Raw genomic sequence first — 18,261 nt, forward strand, 5'->3', positions numbered from 1 at the left:
ATTTGATTGCCTAGTGTTAAGTCAACTATTATGCAAGTTTTAGATGCTAAAACCTTTGGCTATTAAGAGGTTCAAGAATTATAGCGGTTCTCAGTCGGATGCAACACAATCGAGGAAACCCCAGAGGGCGGGAAAACCCTGCCCCTACAAGCTTTGGGATTTAAAACTGTGCCTCAAATGCTACAAGTTTCCCAAAAAGTTGACTTGATTTGCGAAATCGTGACTTGTGCTGATGTATTTAGTCAGGACACAGAACAGCACCTAAAAATCTGAGCAAAGGACTCTGTTGCTCAGATTTTCTTTTTTCTATCGACCAAGCTTCACCTCTGGAACTCATATCGTCTCACCGATGAGTTAGGATGGCTATATTTTAATTAGGTAAGATGAAAAGAATAGAAGTTGAACAGAGAACAATTTTTATTGGTTTAGCAGGTAGCCACGGCTATGGATTAAATCGTCCTGGTTCCGATTTTGATTATCGGGGTGTGTTTATCGCACCCAAAAGATATTACTTAGGATTTGACCACATAGAACAAAAAGAAACCGGTTGGGATGAAGTAGGAATATTTCCTTTTCTAGATAATAATAAAGACACAGTTATATATGAATTAAAAAAAGTCATTCAATTACTATCTGGAGCCAATCCCAACGTTTTAGAATTGCTGTGGTTGCCTAGCTATCCTGTGTTAACACCAATAGGACAGCACTTAATTAACCACAAACAGCTATTTTTAAGTAAGAAGGTAAAGCATACTTATACTGGTTACGCTTTTGCCCAAATCAAAAAGATGGAAACCCATCGTAAGTGGTTGTTAAATCCACCACAAAAGAAACCGCTTCCTTCTGATTTTGGTATAGAAGACGAAGCACCATTAATTAAAGATGAGCTAAATGCTTTTCTGGAGTATCTTTATAACCTAATTAGGGGAAGGATTGAGTTTTTAGAAGAGGCTGAACAACTATATCAACTATTGACAGCAGATATTGATTTCAAAGGCATATTGAAACAATATACTTTGCCTGATGAGACTTTAGAATATACGCAAACATTAACCAACAGTCGTAAAGACTTTATTCGCCTGCTGCAAAAAAGTCAAACCTATCAAGTAGCTTTAAGAGAATGGAAAGCCTATTTATCATGGCAAGAAAATAGGAATCCCACTAGGGCAGAAACGGAAAGAAAGTCTGGTTTTGACCTGAAGCATGGGATGCACTGCATTAGATTATTACGCAGTGGACTGGAAATATTGCGAACAGGTAATGTGATTGTAGATAGGAGGATAGCTGGTGATGTTGAAGATTTAAAAGCTATCCTTCAGGGTGAGTATAGTTATGATCAGGTGATGAAAATGGCGGAAGATTTAGTTGCTGAAATGGATATTGTTTACGAACAATCAACTCTACCTCACAAACCTGACTTAGAGCAAATTAATGAGTTATGTATGGAATTGGTAGAGATGCAGGGGTGGTGATTTTTCAGTTATCAGTTAACAGTCTGAATTAAATCGACAAAGCCATAGAAACTAATGAATAGTAGTAGCAATGCTGTTAATTTGGTGATTCGTGATTGGTATGAGGGGGCGATCGCTTCTCTAACTAAAATAGAGATAGATGCCCCAACTACTAAGCTCAAGACCAGTACCCAATAGGGTCTGTCTGGTAAAATTGTGGCAACTGCTAGCATGGCGATCGCTAGCGTGAGCATCAATGACTCTACAAACCGGGGTGGGTTATATTGGCTGGCTAAAATAAAGCTATTTAACCAAAAGTGCCACAATCTCATATTTCATCGCTTTTGGGGAATAGTGAAAAGACTGTTAACTGTTCACTGTTAACTGTTCACTGATTACCTAACTCCAGTTTTCAGTTGACCTGTACCGTTTTTTTGTGCAGTATCCTTTTCTGGTAGTTCCACACCAAAGACCCGTGCAAAAGCTTTTTCTACTTTGTAGCCAGAGTCAATCGACTCCAACGGGTCTTTCCGCAGTCGGTGACGCAGACATAGAGTGATCACGCGGCGGACATCATCAACTGTGACTTCGGTGCGTCCTTCAAATGCTGTCAATGCTTTGGCGGCGCGGTTTGTCACTATATCACCCCGTAAACCATCCACATCCAATTCTGAACAGATTTCCGAAATTTTCACCCGCACATCATAATCACTTTTCACTTCGGGTAACAGTGTTTGAGCATTGACAATCTGCTGTTGTAGTGCTTCTTGCTCAGGTTTAGACTTGTCTACAAACACCAAGGGATTTTGGTCAAATTCTGCTCGTTGTTCGACAATTTGCACCCTTAAGGCTGGTTCTTTGACTGTGTGGATTTCGGCGTGCATTCCAAAGCGGTCGAGGAGTTGGGGGCGTAGTTCACCTTCTTCTGGGTTTCCAGAACCCACCAGTACAAAACGTGCTGGGTGACGGATAGAAATACCTTCCCGTTCTACGGTGTTCCAACCACTGGCTGCGGAGTCGAGTAAAACATCTACCAAGTGGTCATCAAGCAAGTTGACTTCATCAACGTAGAGGATACCCCGGTTAGCTTTGGCTAACAGTCCCGGCTCAAAAGCCTTCACACCTTCAGATAAAGCTTTTTCGATGTCGATAGTGCCGCAAACCCGATCTTCTGTAGCGCCTAATGGCAAGTCTACCATCTGGACTTTTTTGTGAGCAACGGGAATTTCTGCCCCTTGTTCTAACAATTGGCGGACTTCGTCACTCATGACATCGGGATCGCTGGGGTCGCTGTTGAAGGGGTCGTTAGCTACCACAGGGATTTCGGGTAACAGGTCGGCCAGGGCCCGGATAGTGGTGGATTTGCCAGTACCGCGATCGCCCATAATCATCACACCGCCAATTTTGGGGTCAATCACGTTCAACAGCAGCGCCAGTTTCATTTCTTCCTGACCCACAATTGCTGTAAACGGGAATACCACACGTCGCGCACTCGCTGTGGTTTGAGCAGTAGGACTCACTAAATTACCTTATCAAGATTTTCTTACTTACCGTTGTTTATTGTCCCACATTTGGGGTCTTACAAGTTGACACTCCCCCAACCAAATAAATTTCGCGTTTGCTCATTTATTTCAGCATCTTGGGGATTAGTTAAGAAGTTGTTCTGAACTCGGTATGAGCCGTAGTTCTCCACTTCTCCAATGCCCTAGTTCATAGCCTCTAGTACAGCATGGGGTAAATAAACACACCATTTGAACACAGGTAAAAAGCTTGTAGGAATCAGTATTCTTTCTTTTTACTTTTTTAGCTTTTATTTAACCTGTCACCTGCTGTTCTGAGATAGGCTTGTTCACTATATATTATCGAAATCATCTAATCGAATTTCCTTCCAAATCTCAGAAACTTGCCATCCGGAGTTGCCAACAGATTGAACTATGGGATGATCGCGAAAATTCAGATATCTGGGTTCTCTATTGTCTACATCCTCATCGGGCATTGGTTTCTTGATTACCGATGGTTCTGGTAAATCGGCTATATCCAATGGCAGACTCCCTTCTTCTGTTTCCTCCATGATTTTGATCTTTTCTAGCAGCAGTTTCTCAGATTTCTTAATTAGTTTCATAGTATGTGTATTTAAAGTTTTGAGAATTGGACACAGAAAAACCGGAATCTTAACGCTGATTCTGAAAGAGTCTGTTGTAGACTTTCAAGAATCTTTAGATAGATCCGTAAGGATTCCTATGAAGTCTAGTGTGAAAAAATTTGGACAGGATAAACTAGAATACAGTAAATTTGTGGAAAATACGAGTGTTTCGCTAAGAAATTTATGGAATTAATCATCAGAATTTTAAATCAGCTAATTTGCTCGATTTTCTGATTGTGCCCTATGTAAGGATTTGGACTTATGTCAGACTCAATCAACTGGCAGCATAAGTTGAGTCGAGAGAATTGGCAACCACTAAAACGTCAAACTATCTGCAATGACTGTGCTTTTCATACCAAAGTGGCAGAAGTGATGCAGTGCATTCACCCTGATGAATTCGAGGTTAATTGTTCTACCATCATTTTCTGCAATTCATTTCAACCAACCCAAGAAATTGAAAGTCCTTGTGTATCCTTCGGTAAGGATGACGGCGAATAAGCTCCCGTTTTAGAGGATTAAAAAACATTTATGGCTAGAAATCCCTACCTCCCAGAGGATAGGGTTTCTAACTGCCGATTTCACTTAAGCTCAAACCAAGGATCATGTCTTGGTATATTTGTCAATGATTTTGGCTAATTCGGGTACTGCTTCTTCTACATTTTGTTTGGCTGAACCCCGCAATTTGTCATAGGTTCCTTTGACTATTTGGCGCTTCAGGTTTTGCGCTCTCGCATCAGTGACGCTGAGTAGTGCATCTGCTGTGCGATCGCGATTTGCGTTGAGATATCCGACTGGATCGCCTGTCTGCAAGCCTTCACTCCAGATCGGATCGAGTGCTGTGAAACACTGCGGTAGAATCTGCTCGACAACATAAGCGATGTATCCTGGCTTAACCCCCTTAAGAGCGCCAAAAGCAGCTTTTATCGCCATACCACTGATGCCTGATTTGGATGCAAGTTGCGCGTCTATCATGCTGCAACAGTCCTCCACAACTATGGCTTTTTTGTCTGGATTCGCTAGTCCGTCACTAAGTCCCACTTCACTCCTCCTGAGTTTCAAAGTATTTGATTCCTATTCAATTAGTTTTCCTACTGAGCAGGAAATTACAGAAAATAGTATCAGAGCTAAAGGATGATCATATACATAGTTCTATGTATTGGGAGATAGGGGGCAATTTTCTGCGGGGATGAACGATACAGAAAAAAACCAGCAAGAATAGGAGTTGAGCCTAATTCCATAGTGGCGATCGCCCAAATTTAAAAAATTTTGTCTGCCAATCAAGCTGTATAGAGTGCGATCGCCACTCTCACTTTTAAATAAGAAAAACTCATGACAAGTATAATTTTTACAAAAGTCTGGACACTTGATTAAAAAATGTAAAGCAGTGTAAATTATTGTTACAGACGCAAACAAACACGTCTCATTCATACAAAAAATAACCGCAATCATAAAACCATGACCGCAACCTTACAACAGCGCCAAAGCGCCAACGTATGGGACCAGTTTGCCAACTGGATCACCAGCACCAATAATCGCCTTTACATTGGTTGGTTCGGCGTCTTAATGATCCCCACCCTCATAGCTGCCACTGCTTGCTTCGTAATTGCCTTTATCGCCGCACCTCCCGTAGACATTGATGGTATTCGTGAACCCGTTGCAGGTTCCTTGCTCTACGGAAACAACATCATATCCGGTGCAGTAATTCCTTCTTCAAATGCCATCGGCTTGCACTTCTACCCCATTTGGGAAGCAGCTTCTTTAGATGAGTGGTTGTACAACGGCGGACCTTACCAACTAGTAATTTTCCACTTCTTGATTGGTGTATTTTGCTACCTCGGACGTGAGTGGGAACTTTCCTACCGCTTAGGAATGCGTCCTTGGATTTCAGTTGCATACAGCGCACCTGTTGCAGCAGCAACCGCAGTATTCTTGATTTACCCAATTGGTCAAGGTTCATTCTCCGATGGTATGCCCTTGGGTATCTCCGGCACATTCAACTTTATGCTCGTGTTCCAAGCAGAACACAACATCTTGATGCACCCCTTCCACATGTTGGGAGTAGCAGGTGTGTTCGGTGGTTCATTGTTCTCTGCAATGCACGGTTCTTTGGTAACATCTTCCTTAGTTCGTGAAACCACCGAAACCGAATCCTTGAACTACGGTTACAAGTTCGGACAAGAAGAAGAAACCTACAACATCGTTGCAGCCCACGGCTACTTCGGTCGCCTAATCTTCCAATACGCATCATTCAACAACAGCCGTTCACTGCACTTCTTGCTCGCAGCATGGCCAGTAGTTGGTATCTGGTTCACAGCTTTGGGTGTCAGCACAATGGCGTTCAACTTGAACGGATTCAACTTCAACCAATCAGTGATTGATTCTCAAGGTCGCGTCATCGCTACTTGGGCTGATGTGATCAACCGCGCTAACCTGGGTATGGAAGTAATGCACGAGCGTAACGCTCACAACTTCCCCCTAGATTTGGCTGCTGGTGATGTTGCTCCTGTGGCTCTGACTGCTCCTGCTATCAACGGTTAATTTTTAACTGACGCACGCACAATACTTCTGTAAGCAAAAGCCGCTCTCCCGAAAGGAAGAGTGGCTTTTGCATTAAAAGTCTAATCCTAAAGCTCTATCCTAGTTCTTTGAGTAGAGGATAAAAATAGTTAAGAATGTGTAGCTTGTAATTACCAAACAATCATAAATTTACCAACCCTCAGTTCTAGAGAAACTGGGGGCTTTTTTATAATTTATAGTCAATCTGGATTAAGGTATATTTCTCTGGAAGTGGCAGCAATTTAAATATTCCTTCAGGCTAACAAGGTTTATCTCTTATGGTCGATTCGATGTTAGAGATGAAATTGTTAGTCTGTGTTTGTCAGTCGGAAATGTTTACCAAATCAACGACAATGAACATTCTTGCTTGGATTGTTTTAGGTTTAATTGCTGGGGCGATCGCTAAGGCTATCTACCCCGGTCATCAGGGCGGCGGAATTCTAGGAACAATCTTGCTAGGAATAATCGGTGCTTTTGTAGGCGGTAGTTTGGGCATATTCTTCAGTACAGGAACCTTTGCTCTAGCAGCCCCTACTCTGAGTATTACTGGTGTTATAGTGGCAGTTATCGGCGCACTCGTTGCTGTTTTCTTGTGGAACTTGCTAACCCGAAGTAGTGCTGCGTAAATAATGTAAATGACGGTCAATTTATTAGTAAAAGTTGAGACCCCATTTAAATATTTTGCTTGCTGAATTTATTTGAAATAATAGCGCCAACCTATAGATAGGTTGGCGCTATTATTTCAACATTTTTTATCAAGTCAGAATAAATCATCAGATTTAGTCAGAATGAATAGACTTCCATCTCCTCCACGTCCAATTCTGAGAGTTTCATCTAAGTAAGTAATATCCAGGGTGGCAATTCTGCCAAGAGGGTTATGAGCCTGGACAACTTTAAATGGGTTGAGTTGAGGAGTTGCAAGTCCAACAATCTTTTCAATCGATAGGTAGCGTTTATCAAAATACACGTTGATGCGTTTATTCGGTAGAGGCGATGAATCTTCTATAGCAGGCTCAAAGCTAGCCGTTACTCTCACATATCCCGATACTAGCCCTAGAGCATGTTTAACAAAAGCTAAATTGAAAAACAATTTATTTGTGACATCAATCACTTGATAAACCTTACCCACTTTTAATCCTAATGGTAGGGAAGCTAAAGAACGGATTTCTCTAGCAGTGGAGTATTGCAGTTGCCAAGCCCCCTCCAGTAATGGAGTAGCCTGGAGGAGAGGATGAGGATGGGGATTAATGCTTTCTAGTTCCGTTGTTAATTGTTCAATTTCTGCGGTTAAAGCTGCGTTTAACTTTAAATTGGTGACAGGAGAACCATCACTTTTAGCTTGAATCTTCTCAATCGAGGCTTGTAATTTTTCCTTAACTACTAGTTGTTTGTTCAAGGTTGTTTATTCTCCTTCAATAGTGTGTGGATTTTATTGTCAAAATAATACGAACCTCAGTTACCACCAGGTTCAGCCTTTTCAACTGAGTTATCATCAACTCCCAAAGTCAACTGCAGAGGAGTGCGTGAGGGATAGGCTTTCACTACCTGTCGGTAGACATCATAGTTAGTGGGTAAAGTCCTTTGTTGGGAGCCTACTCCATAGGTTAGTTTGTACTCTACAGATTTTAATAATTCGGGCTGGCTAGACTCTTGTGCAAGTTTTTTGCGTTGTTCCACTTCATTTACTGTTGGTCGTGCTGGTAAAGCCGGCCACCATAAACCTCGATCATCAGGGCCTGTCACTGCTCCAGATGGCTTTAAGCCATTGCGATTGAGCAAGGAAGTGGTAGCGAAGGTTTCAAAACGTGGTGATGAATCATTAGTGAGGTCATTGGCATACTTAACTTGCCAGATATAGCTGGTAAGCGCTGTTGCTTCATACTGGTCAGTTGTAACGTTACTGCAACTCGTGAGTGTAAGTGCAGTTAGGATCATTAAGGCTTTAAGTAATTCTCTAGACATACTTTATATTTGCTACAAATCATACTTTTTTTCCAATCTCATTCAACAGAATAATCTTTTTAATAGATGTTTATATCCAGTACTCATCATATATTAACTACATGAAGTATTACTTATAAATAAAACAAAAAAAGGAGTTTGATATGCTTACTGCAATCATTCTTTTTGCAGGCTATGCTGTAGTATCGACAATCTTTGTTTCAAGTGTTGAATGAGTAATAAAACAGTTTGAGGTTTTGATTTTCACATCATCGTCATTAGGACTTCTGTCTCCAACCTCGGTTAGTTTCGCCGGGGTTTTCTCTTGGTCAGATCAAAAGGCAGAAGTAAATATCGAAACCCTAACGGGGATGTAACTCTTATGCAGTAAGTAACGGTGGGCTACAAAATACTTGTCATTCCATAAAAGTTTGTGTTATTAAAAACGTATAACCCAATTAGTAAGAATTTAGCTTCTATTTTCCCCATAGCTCTGGGAAAATAACACTTTACACCACTAGACGCGGCGGCTGTTCCGAAGTCTTCCCACCCTTCAAAATCAAGAGTCTTTTTCTAGACTCCCACGGAGTATTCATGCAGCCAAAAAATCTGAAGCGTCTTCTGCGTGCTTTAGCAAAGCAGGGTTTAGATGTAACTTATAGCGATCGCATTTATTCAGTTCGTGCAGTCAATTTTCCCGATGCACCAACGGCGGAAGTGCTACTACCCGAAGCTTTCCCCGTAGAAGCTAAAGCACTCAAGCAGTTAATGAATTTGGCAAACGTTCGCCACCCAGCAGGTGGATGCGTTTGTCGTGCTTGTGCTACCCCTGATTTTCACCCTGGTGATGCTGGCGTAGCCATTGGTTCGGTAGTGGAAACCGTGGGTCAGGTCATCCCGGCGGCTGTCGGTTCAGACATCAATTGTGGGATGCGCTTACATGTAGCTAATTTGACTATTGATCAATTCTTGGCGAAACGCGACCTGTTTGTAGAAAGGATGAAAGGAGATTATTTCTTCGGGACACGTGATGTCACAATGACTGCTCAGACAATGCGGGCGTTGTTTCAGTATGGAGTTCCTGGTTGGGTAGATGCCATGCTTGATCAGCCGACGGGAAGTGTGGTTAAGTCTGATTTAGAGCAACTAGCTCAAGAGAGCGAACGCATCTTCTTGGGTGGTTCAATGGATGGTAACTGGAAACTCGCACCAGAAGAACTGGTTCCCGATGAAGGACTAGTACGCGATGGCTCCCTAGCAACCATTGGTTCTGGAAACCACTTTGTGGAAGTACAGCAAGTTGATCAAGTGGAAAATCGAGCTTTAGCCCATGCTTGGGGAGTGCGAGAGGGTCAGATGGCCTTTATGATTCACTCAGGTTCGCGAAATGTGGGTAAGTATATTGGGGGAATGTGGCGGGATCGATCTCAAGCTGCTTGGCCAAAAGGTCTAAAGTATCCTGATGCTAATATTTTTCCCCTCTCTACTCATTCCCATCCCCAACTGGTAGCCAGTTATCTGCAAGCTGAAGCCACTGCAGCTAATTATGGTTTTGTCAATCGCCTACTGTTAGCCGAATTACTCCGGCTGCGGTTACGGGAAGTGTACGGAGATATAGAAGCGCCCTTAGTTTATGACTTACCACACAACATTACCTTACCTGAAAAACCGGGTTCCTGGGTAACGCGCAAGGGTGCTTGTCCCGCCCATGCAGAACAACCAGTGATCATCCCTGGTTCAATGGGTGCTTATTCTTACTTAATGGTGGGGAAAGGTAATCCCACATTTTGCAATTCTGCTTCACATGGGGCGGGAAGAATTCGTTCTCGTTTTGACCTCAACCGCAGAGGTGCATCTCAAAATGAGGACGAACTGGGATTAACTGGTGTGGACTGTATCACATTACGCTCAGAACGCAGAATTGAGGAAGCACCAGCGGCCTACAAACCAATTCAGTCAGTGATTGATGTGCAAGTAGAGGCGGAAATGGTGGGTTTAGTTGCGCGGTTAAGTCCTGTGTTAACGTTTAAGGTGTAATTAGGGAGTGTGGGAGTCAGGAGCCAGAATATTTCATTCTCCTGAATTCTAACTCCTCGAAGACTTGGCTGTATCGGGAAAATCACTAAATACGCCATCAATACCTAAGCTGAAAAACAATTTATATTCTCCTCTGGGATTTCCTTGAAAATCTAGCGGTAAAAAGAAATCCTCATTGCGGAAAGTCCAAGCGTGAACCTGCAAAGCAGCTGCATGAGCATTTTTGACTAAAGATGTCTGCGGGAGCAATTTGCCATTACTATCTCTGTTAATCAACAGATTTTTATTCACGCCAATCGCCTGTGCATATTTAGCAATCTTTGCTAATTCTGACGGAGTTACCAAGTCTGCGTAGGTGCGAGAGTCACCACCGACGACAAAATCATAAGGTTTACCGCTGTCATTCAGCAATTGCACTAAAGGTAAATCAGTTTTTGTAGACAAGTTTTTGAGGTTGCTCACTTCAAAAGATTGAATATAAATAGGTGCGTTAGTCCCTTGATAACCATTGGTTAGCAAATTGGCTAACAGAGGTTCTTCTAGCGCTAAACCTATAGATTGAAAGTAAGTTGGGTGTTTGGTTTCTGGGTAAATGCCAATAGTCCGACCAATTGCGGTACTTTTGTGCTTGGCTAAATCGATAATTTCTTGCAGCGTCGGGATTGTCAATAATCCATCATAAGCGGTGTTGTGCGATCGCAGTTGCGGAATTCGCTCTTTGGCTTTAAGTGTTTTCAGTTCTTTCAGGGTAAAGTCTTCGGTAAACCAACCGATTTTTGCTTCACCATCAATTATTTTGGTAGTTTGACGGTGAGCAAATTCTGGATGTATCGCCACGTCTGTGGTTTCGGAAATTTCATTTTCATGGCGAGCCACTAGAATACCGTCTTTGGTTGCCACCAAATCTGGTTCAATATAGTCAGCACCTAAATCAATTGCTAGTTCATAGGCAGCTAAGGTATGTTCTGGGCGGTAGCCACTAGCACCGCGATGTCCGATAATAATTGGTGCTGCATTTTGCGAAGTTGTAGTCATGCAAACTTTCCTGAAAAACAAGCGATCGCTTTAATAAAGACAATAACCTTGAGCGGAGGCGGAGCTATGCCGGCTACCCTTTAATTAATTTTATTGGCAATTAAAAATAGATAATCACCTTGAGCGTGGTCATATTTTTTGATAATTTTGGTAATCATTCCGCACTCAATGTCTGCTGCTAGCCTTTGACACCCTGTGGTAATTTCATCTCTAGAAGCTAGCAAAGCAAACGTGGAAATTCCCGATCGCACATTAGAATCTAAATATAGCTCAGGTCGATGTTTGCCACTGTAGAGAAACAAGTCTTGTAAGTTTTTGGAAACAGAATAAACTTCGATATCTATTGAGTTAAAACCTGCCTGGTTGAGAGCATTTCTGACCTCCTCTAACCTAGGCATTTGTTCAGCGGATTTACGCATAGCTTCGGGAAAATATTCGACTAACCAATACTTGCTCATTTGTTCTGGTGTAGCTGTGAATAATACAAAACAACCATGAGATAAAACACGATAAATTTCTTTAAAAGCTGGAACTAGTGTATTAAAATGATGAATCGCTAATGTACATAGTACGCCGGAAAAAGTCCCATTAGCGTAAGGTAATGCCTCTGCTTGGGCGACTTGCCAAGCCACAGTATGACTCTTGTTTTTAGCAGCAGCAATCATTTGTGGTGATTGATCTACCGCGTGCCAAATACCACCAGATTGAGCTAAACCCAGTGTGTAATTTCCAGTGCCACATGCTACATCTAGATATGATAAATCTGCGTTAATCTGGAGAAAATGAGCTAATCGGGCAGTAATCTCAGGGTCAGCACTACGAGTGAAATCATAGCTTTTACCAATTTGTTCATAGATAGCCATTTTTTTACATCTAGCAATAATTTCCAGAATGGTATCAGGTTAATTCAAAAAATATAAAGCCTTCAAATTTAAGGCTACCTGCTCATGCTAAATTACTAGAGATTGGATTTGGGAAACTCCGGTGAAATTCCGGGACTGTGCCGCAGCTGTGATGGGATTACCCAAGTCAGAATGCCAATTCCAAGGTTGTGATCATCTACTCTCTGCGTTGCACAGGGAAGGAGTCTCTCTTTTGCTATCTGGATTTTCGGCTTGTCCTGGTTTGTTTTACCCTACACCTGCTCAAGATGGCACATTGTCTCGCATCAGAATACCGGGTGGGAGTCTCAATAGTAGACAATTATGTGCGATCGCCCAAATTGCACATCAATGTGGTGGTGGCTATGCCGATGTGACAAATCGAGCTAACCTCCAAATTCGGGAAATTCACCAAGATATCGATGCTGGAGTTATGAAACGCTTGCAGGATTTAGGGTTGGGTTCCAGTAATCCGGCTGTAGATCACATCCGCAACATTATGACTAGTCCCACTGCTGGTATCGATTCGCAGGAATTGATTGACACACACCCTTTTGTCCAAGGCTGGGAAAATTACATTGCAACACATCCAGAACTGTCAGGACTGTCTGCGAAATTTAGCGTTTGCTTTGATGGTGGTGGGATAGTTTCGGTGTGCGATCGCCTGAATGATATCACCTTCGCTGCCGTCTTAATTGCAGGTAAGGTTTACTTCCGCCTTTATTTAAGTGTAGGCGCTAAGGGAGAACCACCAAGCGATACAGGAATTTTATTACTACCAAAGCAATGCTTACCAGTTTTGGCTACTTTAGCTAACGTCTACCTAGAACATACAGATATTACTAGCAGGCGCAAGTTGCGCTTCCGAGAGTTGCTAAATGCTTTAGGTTGTGACAATTATCTCCAACAAGTCCAGCAGCATCTCCCCTTTTCTCTGTTCGTCAATCAGCAATATCCCAACATTACATCCAAAGTCTCCACAAATAATTATCGACACATTGGCATCCATCCCCAACGTCAACCGAGTTTATATTATATTGGTGTAGTTTTGCCCCTCGGCCGTCTAGAAACTCGGCAAATGAAGGGTTTAGCTGATTTAGCCAAAAAATACGGCAGTGATACGATTCGACTGACACCTTGGCAAAATTTACTTATTACCGATATTCCCCAGCAATGGGTTGCTGATGTCGTTAGTGAATTAGCTGACTTAGGCTTGGATTCTTCTCCCAAAAATATTAACAGTGCATTAGTTGCCTGTTCTGGCAAGAAAGGTTGTGCAGCTTCGGCAACTGACACCAAAAGTCACGCTTTAGGATTAACAGAATATCTCAAAACTCGTGTTGCCCTCGATCGCCCAGTTAACATTCATGTCAGCGGCTGTGCTAAATCCTGCGCCCAACATAGCAAAAGTGACATCGCCCTGCTTGGTATTAGCTGGGAGGAAAATAATCGCACCACAGAAGGCTATCACATTTATGTGGGTAATGGTGACTGCAACCAAAAATTCGGTCGTGAAATCTACCAATCCGTGGCTGTTGCAGAATTGCCTACATTGCTAGAGCAGATGCTAAAAGTGTATAAAATCCAACGGATAAATTCTAGCGAATCCTTTGGAGAATTTGCCAATCGATATGCGATCGCACAATTAAAACACCTATTCGCTTCATCTTGGCAGCGCAGCGGGAGTGGGGCAGGGGGTAGGGGAAGATGAGGGAAAATAACTCTTGACAAATGCCCAATGACAAATGACCAATGACAAATAACAAATCCCATGCCCGACTACATCCGAGATGCCAATGAAATATACCGTAATTCCTTCGCCATCATCCGGTCGGAAGCAAACCTAGAAATATTGCCGACTGATGTAGCAAAAGTAGCAGTGCGTCTAATTCATGCCTGTGGAATGACGGATATTGTTACTGACTTAGGATATTCCCCAACAGCAGTAGAGTCTGGACGGGCAGCACTAGCAGCAGGGGCACCGATTCTGTGCGATTGTCGCATGGTTGCTGATGGGGTTACAAAGGGACGTTTACCTGCAAATAACCAAGTGATCTGTACCCTCAACGATCCAGAAGTACCAGAACTTGCCCAACGTCTAGGAACGACCAGATCCGCTGCTGCCCTAGAATTATGGATACCTTACTTAGATGGCGCAGTAGTAGCCATCGGTAACGCACCTACAGCACTGTTCCGGCTACTAGAAATGTTGGATACAGTCGTCACAAAACCGGCAGTCATCTTAGGTTTTCCCGTTGGGTTTGTTGGTGCAGCCGAGTCGAAAACAGCATTGGCAGGCGACAGCCGCAACGTACCTTTTTTAACTTTACACGGACGGCGTGGTGGTAGTGCGATCGCCGCCGCCGCCGTCAATGCGCTAGCCACGGAGAAAGAATGAATATCAAAACGCCAGGTCGTCTTTATGGGGTTGGTGTAGGGCCTGGAGACCCAGAATTATTGACCCTAAAGGCGCTACGGTTATTACAAGCTGCACCCGTAATAGCTTATCAATCAGCAACAAATCGAGATAGTATCGCTAGAAAAATTGTAGCGTCATACTTAACTGGTAATCAAATCGAAGTGCCGTTTCACCTCCCCCGCGCCCTAGAACCAGAAAAAGCCGAGTCCATCTACGACAAAGAAGTCGCACCAATCGCTGAACATTTAGCCGACGGGAGAGATGTAGTAGTGTTGTGTGAGGGAGACCCGTTTTTCTACGGTTCTTTTATGTATGTATTTACACGGTTATCTGACAAGTATGAAACCGAAGTAGTCCCTGGGATTTCCTCACTCATGGCTTGTCCGGTAGCTTTGGGTGTACCGTTCACCTACTACAACGATATCTTGACTGTCTTACCTGCTCCACTCCCTGCAGAAGTCCTGACTACACAACTTTTGGCAACCAATGCAGCCGCAATTATCAAGCTTGGTCGTCACTTTACCAAAGTCCGGGATATCTTACATCAATTGGGGCTAGCATCCCAGGCTAGATATATTGAGCGAGCCACAACAACACAGCAACGCATCATCCCCCTTGATGAAGTTGAGCCGGCTGAAGTCCCTTATTTCTCAATGATTGTCATCCCAACCAAAATTCGACTATAGGCAATACTGAATTTTCCCATGTTGAGAACTATCAATGTAATAAGTAACTCGGCGTAAATAATTGTCGCTGGGAGCAGGCAATAGGGAATGGGCAGAAGGGTTTGAGTCTTGTTTACTTTTTTTCACACAGTTTGCTTTTATTGTGCCGACTTACTTAGTTAATTTGAAACTCATTGTTGCTGAAATGAAAACAGTTCAAGGTGATTTAGCAGACTTGCGATCGCTTTGCGGCAATTAGTTCCCAAATTTGACCACAAAATAGAGAAAAGCAACACCTGTTATTTTACCTTGGCGCGGAAACGCACAAAGCCATAGGAATTAGGTGTACCTGGTGCAGTAGCATTGGGCAATATTTCGTTAGGCTGGGGTGGAGTTGTCGAAGGTGTAGTTTTGCTCACAATGTTCACTAAAACTGTTCCATTCGTATTAGCCGCTGAACACTTAAATGATGATGGTGGCGTCATTCCTGGTGGAAAATATTGGCCGCGATCGGGTGCATCAACAACATTGGTTAGATACTTTGTGGTAGCACCAATAGTTAGGGCAATGCCAGAATCAGCACCTGGCAAACCTTGATCAGTAGGAGTATTTCCTGTGAAGGAAGAGGGAATAAAGGTAACATTGTTCGGCACTAAATCACACATATTGACATTAGTAATGGGCGTATCTCCACTGGCAAGAAAGTAAATAGTATATTCTAATTCATCATTTGGTTTGACAGTACCGCCGTTAATGACACCCCGTAAGAATGTGCTGATGCCACTATTAGGATCTAAAGGTGTAGGCCAGTTGGGGTTATTGTCGTTGTTTTTTTCGGTGGAGGTAGTGTCATCCACATATTGGTTGATGGTAGTGCCATTAATGGCAGTGATGCGTTTGACAAGCAACAACTGAGGATTGGAACCGACAACATTTACTACTGTGAAAAGTGTCGGCTCATCGTCTGCTGTATCATTGGGATTATTACCTGTCTCCACATTATCATTAGCAATTTGTGAGAAGAAATTGCTGGGGGTAGGTGGGTTAGTAGTAGCACCAGCAGAGTTTGCATCTGTTAATACTGTGCCAACTGTTCCTGAGGGATTATCTGGTGTGTTGAAGGTGGCATTTGCTTGGTTGCCAATTGAATTGCCGCCATTAGCATTGTTAATCTTGCCACTAATTTTAATGGTGATGGTGTCGCCTACACGCAGAGTACCAGAATTGGTGACAGCACCAGAACCTTGATAACCAGAATTGAGAGTGATATTATTCCCCGCAGTAGCAGTTGTAATTGCCGCACTCACAAAGGTTAACTGCGGAGGCAATGTGTCATTGATGACAAAGTTAATCGCGTCGCTGTTGCCTGGATTCAGGTTAGAGTAAGTAATTGTATATTCAACGGTATCGCCCACAGTGACTATCCCGTTACCATCATTGTCTGTTAAGAAGCGAACAGATTTGATGCCTTTAACGTTTGCCTGACTACTTGTGGTAATTACCAAGGGAGTCATGACTGCTTTACTGGAGAAGTATGTCCAAGTGTCTATCCCCTTGAAGTCACCATAGTTGCTGTTAAACTCATGCTCTCCATTCGCACTATTTATACCTCTGGCAGCATTACGGGGATTAGTAGCTACCTGAGAGCCTGTAGCATTTAAGTTAACTGTTGTGCCATTAGCAGTGGTGTAATTACTGTCATTGTAGTAGACTGTGGTCGTACCAATCTGTTGCCCATTTAGATCCACAAAGTTACTAAACGGGCCAGGAGGGTTTTCCATTGTGATTTTAAATCCCTGGGGATTATTCTCAGCATCCAACATGGGGAAGTGATATTCCCCGGCTCTGGCTGTGATGATGGCTTTGTATGCTTCATTATTTGGTAGGGGTTGCAAATTTACTTTATTGGCATCTTTTCCATCCCATAACACCACATTAGAACCGACAGACGTTAAGTTTTGCAGTACCCTATCAGTACTGGCATCATAAATACCGTCGTTGTTGGTGTCAATAATAATTTGATAGCTGCCATTGGTAGCAGTATTGAAACTAAAATATCCTCCCACCCCAACACGAGTTTGATTACCGCTACCTCCAGTCCCTCCAGTAAATTTGAAAGAATTTGGTTCTACAGGCAAAATTGCTGTTGTGGGAATACTTAAAGCATTGAGTGTGGTTGTGTCTGGTCGGTTGAAGAAAACCAGGTGAGTAATATTTGTCGGTGTATCTGCAACACTAGGGTCTTGAACCGTAACATTACCAGGAAAGTTCAGGTTATTATTACTAGCACCGCCAGCTGAATGGTAAAGAGTACTGTTATTCGTTTGGTCAATATATCCTCGGCTATTAGCAAAAAAGATGAAGGCAAAGGGATCGACTCCATTCATGTCGGTTTCATACCGATACCCATCTTTAGTTTGAATATAAAGCTTGGCGTTGAGTGATTTAGAATTGGCTCCCAGATTTAGGGCGATGTATTTGGTAAACACTCGACCTTTGTAGGTGATGGTGTCAGTCTTATCTCTGACTGTGATATCCCAGGCTGCTACTGCCATGCCTTGGTTTGCTCCTGTAGAGAATTGAGCATTTGCAGCTATTGCGGGAGGATCGACATTTGTGCCGTCAGTTACAGGAGCATGAAACTCGACTGTATAAATGCCAGTTTCTTTAGCAGTGAACTTACAGGGGGTGTAGCCAACGTCAGTAGGTAAGGGGTTTTTGGGTAAGGGGCCTGCTGTTTCTTTGGCAATAGTATCAATGAAGCCAAAGCCAGTAGTAGCATCGACATCACATGCACCATTGTCAGTACCGAAGGGACTCGTGTAGACAATATCTTGTGGGTTAGAGAAACTACTTGCCACACTAGAGCCAAGATTAACAATTTCTCCCGCTTGGACGTAGACTTGGAGTTTTGGTTTTCGGGGAACGGTGGCAGTCGAGCGATCGGACCATTCAAGATAGGGTCTGTCTCCGCCATCCGATACTAACTCTTTGCTTCCCTCAGCCCAGCTAGGTTTTATACCTTGTCCTAAGAGACATAAAAAAAGGGCAAAGCTACTGATGAATCGTCCTTTGTAGCTGCTTAGTAATGGACTTATCCTAGTGTTCATAGTATTCCTAATTTTTTGGCAAC

General features: G+C 42.9%; 18 protein-coding genes and 1 riboswitch. Of the genes, 9 read left to right on the forward strand and 9 right to left on the reverse strand.

Annotated features, from left to right (window positions below):
• The first annotated feature begins 383 nt into the window (after positions 1-383).
• Positions 384-1,472: a DNA polymerase beta superfamily protein gene (locus CAL7507_RS03025; RefSeq protein WP_015126949.1), complete on the forward strand. Its 1,089-nt coding sequence runs from the start codon at positions 384-386 to the stop codon at positions 1,470-1,472.
• 11 nt (positions 1,473-1,483) lie between these two features.
• Here CAL7507_RS03025 and CAL7507_RS03030 read toward each other — a convergent pair whose 3' ends face one another.
• The 3 genes from CAL7507_RS03030 to CAL7507_RS03040 form a co-directional block, all read right to left on the reverse strand.
• Positions 1,484-1,783, reverse strand: a complete 300-nt coding sequence (locus CAL7507_RS03030) for a hypothetical protein (protein WP_015126950.1) — start codon at positions 1,781-1,783, stop codon at positions 1,484-1,486.
• Between the two features lie 63 nt (positions 1,784-1,846).
• Complete coding sequence (gene bchI / locus CAL7507_RS03035) at positions 1,847-2,971, reverse strand: magnesium chelatase ATPase subunit I (protein ID WP_015126951.1); 1,125 nt, start codon at positions 2,969-2,971, stop codon at positions 1,847-1,849.
• A 332-nt stretch (positions 2,972-3,303) separates the two neighbouring features.
• Positions 3,304-3,573 carry a hypothetical protein gene (locus CAL7507_RS03040; RefSeq protein WP_015126952.1) on the reverse strand — a complete coding sequence of 90 codons (270 nt, stop codon included), beginning with the start codon at positions 3,571-3,573 and terminating at the stop codon, positions 3,304-3,306.
• 282 nt (positions 3,574-3,855) lie between these two features.
• On the opposite strand from CAL7507_RS03040, the gene CAL7507_RS30445 reads away from it, so the two are divergent.
• Positions 3,856-4,092, forward strand: a complete 237-nt coding sequence (locus tag CAL7507_RS30445; protein ID WP_015126953.1) for a hypothetical protein — start codon at positions 3,856-3,858, stop codon at positions 4,090-4,092.
• A 102-nt stretch (positions 4,093-4,194) separates the two neighbouring features.
• Here CAL7507_RS30445 and CAL7507_RS03045 read toward each other — a convergent pair whose 3' ends face one another.
• On the reverse strand, positions 4,195-4,632 hold the full coding sequence (locus CAL7507_RS03045) for a hypothetical protein (RefSeq protein ID WP_015126954.1): 438 nt from the start codon (positions 4,630-4,632) through the stop codon (positions 4,195-4,197).
• 417 nt (positions 4,633-5,049) lie between these two features.
• On the opposite strand from CAL7507_RS03045, the gene psbA reads away from it, so the two are divergent.
• Both psbA and CAL7507_RS03055 read left to right on the forward strand, forming a co-directional pair.
• A complete protein-coding gene (psbA, locus tag CAL7507_RS03050) occupies positions 5,050-6,132 on the forward strand; it encodes a photosystem II q(b) protein (protein ID WP_015126955.1) in 1,083 nt (360 codons plus the stop codon).
• A gap of 371 nt (positions 6,133-6,503) precedes the next feature.
• Positions 6,504-6,776, forward strand: coding sequence for a GlsB/YeaQ/YmgE family stress response membrane protein (locus CAL7507_RS03055; RefSeq protein ID WP_042341162.1), 273 nt, complete (start codon positions 6,504-6,506; stop codon positions 6,774-6,776).
• A gap of 134 nt (positions 6,777-6,910) precedes the next feature.
• On the opposite strand, the gene CAL7507_RS03060 is transcribed toward CAL7507_RS03055, so the two are convergent.
• Both CAL7507_RS03060 and CAL7507_RS03065 read right to left on the reverse strand, forming a co-directional pair.
• A complete protein-coding gene (locus tag CAL7507_RS03060) occupies positions 6,911-7,546 on the reverse strand; it encodes a PAP/fibrillin family protein (protein WP_015126957.1) in 636 nt (211 codons plus the stop codon).
• A 56-nt stretch (positions 7,547-7,602) separates the two neighbouring features.
• Positions 7,603-8,112: a hypothetical protein gene (locus CAL7507_RS03065; RefSeq protein ID WP_015126958.1), complete on the reverse strand. Its 510-nt coding sequence runs from the start codon at positions 8,110-8,112 to the stop codon at positions 7,603-7,605.
• Positions 8,113-8,685: 573 nt separating this feature from the next.
• On the opposite strand from CAL7507_RS03065, the gene CAL7507_RS03070 reads away from it, so the two are divergent.
• Positions 8,686-10,128, forward strand: a complete 1,443-nt coding sequence (locus CAL7507_RS03070) for an RtcB family protein (protein ID WP_015126959.1) — start codon at positions 8,686-8,688, stop codon at positions 10,126-10,128.
• A gap of 48 nt (positions 10,129-10,176) precedes the next feature.
• Here the strand turns inward: CAL7507_RS03070 and CAL7507_RS03075 are convergent, their stop codons facing one another.
• The gene (locus CAL7507_RS03075) at positions 10,177-11,163 is read right to left on the reverse strand and encodes a glycerophosphodiester phosphodiesterase (protein WP_042341163.1); all 987 of its coding nucleotides are present in this window, start codon (positions 11,161-11,163) and stop codon (positions 10,177-10,179) included.
• Between the two features lie 80 nt (positions 11,164-11,243).
• Positions 11,244-12,026 carry a class I SAM-dependent methyltransferase gene (locus CAL7507_RS03080; protein ID WP_015126961.1) on the reverse strand — a complete coding sequence of 261 codons (783 nt, stop codon included), beginning with the start codon at positions 12,024-12,026 and terminating at the stop codon, positions 11,244-11,246.
• Between the two features lie 72 nt (positions 12,027-12,098).
• Positions 12,099-12,224: riboswitch (cobalamin riboswitch) on the forward strand.
• A gap of 34 nt (positions 12,225-12,258) precedes the next feature.
• Between CAL7507_RS03080 and cobG the strand changes: the two genes are divergently transcribed.
• The 4 genes from cobG to CAL7507_RS32180 all read left to right on the forward strand — a co-directional run bounded on the left by cobG (position 12,259) and on the right by CAL7507_RS32180 (position 15,387).
• Complete coding sequence (gene cobG / locus CAL7507_RS03085; RefSeq protein WP_083862866.1) at positions 12,259-13,755, forward strand: precorrin-3B synthase; 1,497 nt, start codon at positions 12,259-12,261, stop codon at positions 13,753-13,755.
• 60 nt (positions 13,756-13,815) lie between these two features.
• Positions 13,816-14,442 carry a precorrin-8X methylmutase gene (locus CAL7507_RS03090; RefSeq protein ID WP_015126963.1) on the forward strand — a complete coding sequence of 209 codons (627 nt, stop codon included), beginning with the start codon at positions 13,816-13,818 and terminating at the stop codon, positions 14,440-14,442.
• A gap of 2 nt (positions 14,443-14,444) precedes the next feature.
• Positions 14,445-15,149, forward strand: coding sequence for a precorrin-2 C(20)-methyltransferase (locus CAL7507_RS03095; protein ID WP_369750929.1), 705 nt, complete (start codon positions 14,445-14,447; stop codon positions 15,147-15,149).
• A 61-nt stretch (positions 15,150-15,210) separates the two neighbouring features.
• On the forward strand, positions 15,211-15,387 hold the full coding sequence (locus CAL7507_RS32180; protein WP_160166306.1) for a hypothetical protein: 177 nt from the start codon (positions 15,211-15,213) through the stop codon (positions 15,385-15,387).
• Positions 15,388-15,427: 40 nt separating this feature from the next.
• Here CAL7507_RS32180 and CAL7507_RS03100 read toward each other — a convergent pair whose 3' ends face one another.
• Complete coding sequence (locus CAL7507_RS03100; protein WP_015126965.1) at positions 15,428-18,238, reverse strand: DUF11 domain-containing protein; 2,811 nt, start codon at positions 18,236-18,238, stop codon at positions 15,428-15,430.
• Positions 18,239-18,261: the final 23 nt, after the last annotated feature.

It is taken from the genome of Calothrix sp. PCC 7507, assembly GCF_000316575.1.
In the GTDB taxonomy this organism is placed as follows: domain Bacteria; phylum Cyanobacteriota; class Cyanobacteriia; order Cyanobacteriales; family Nostocaceae; genus Fortiea.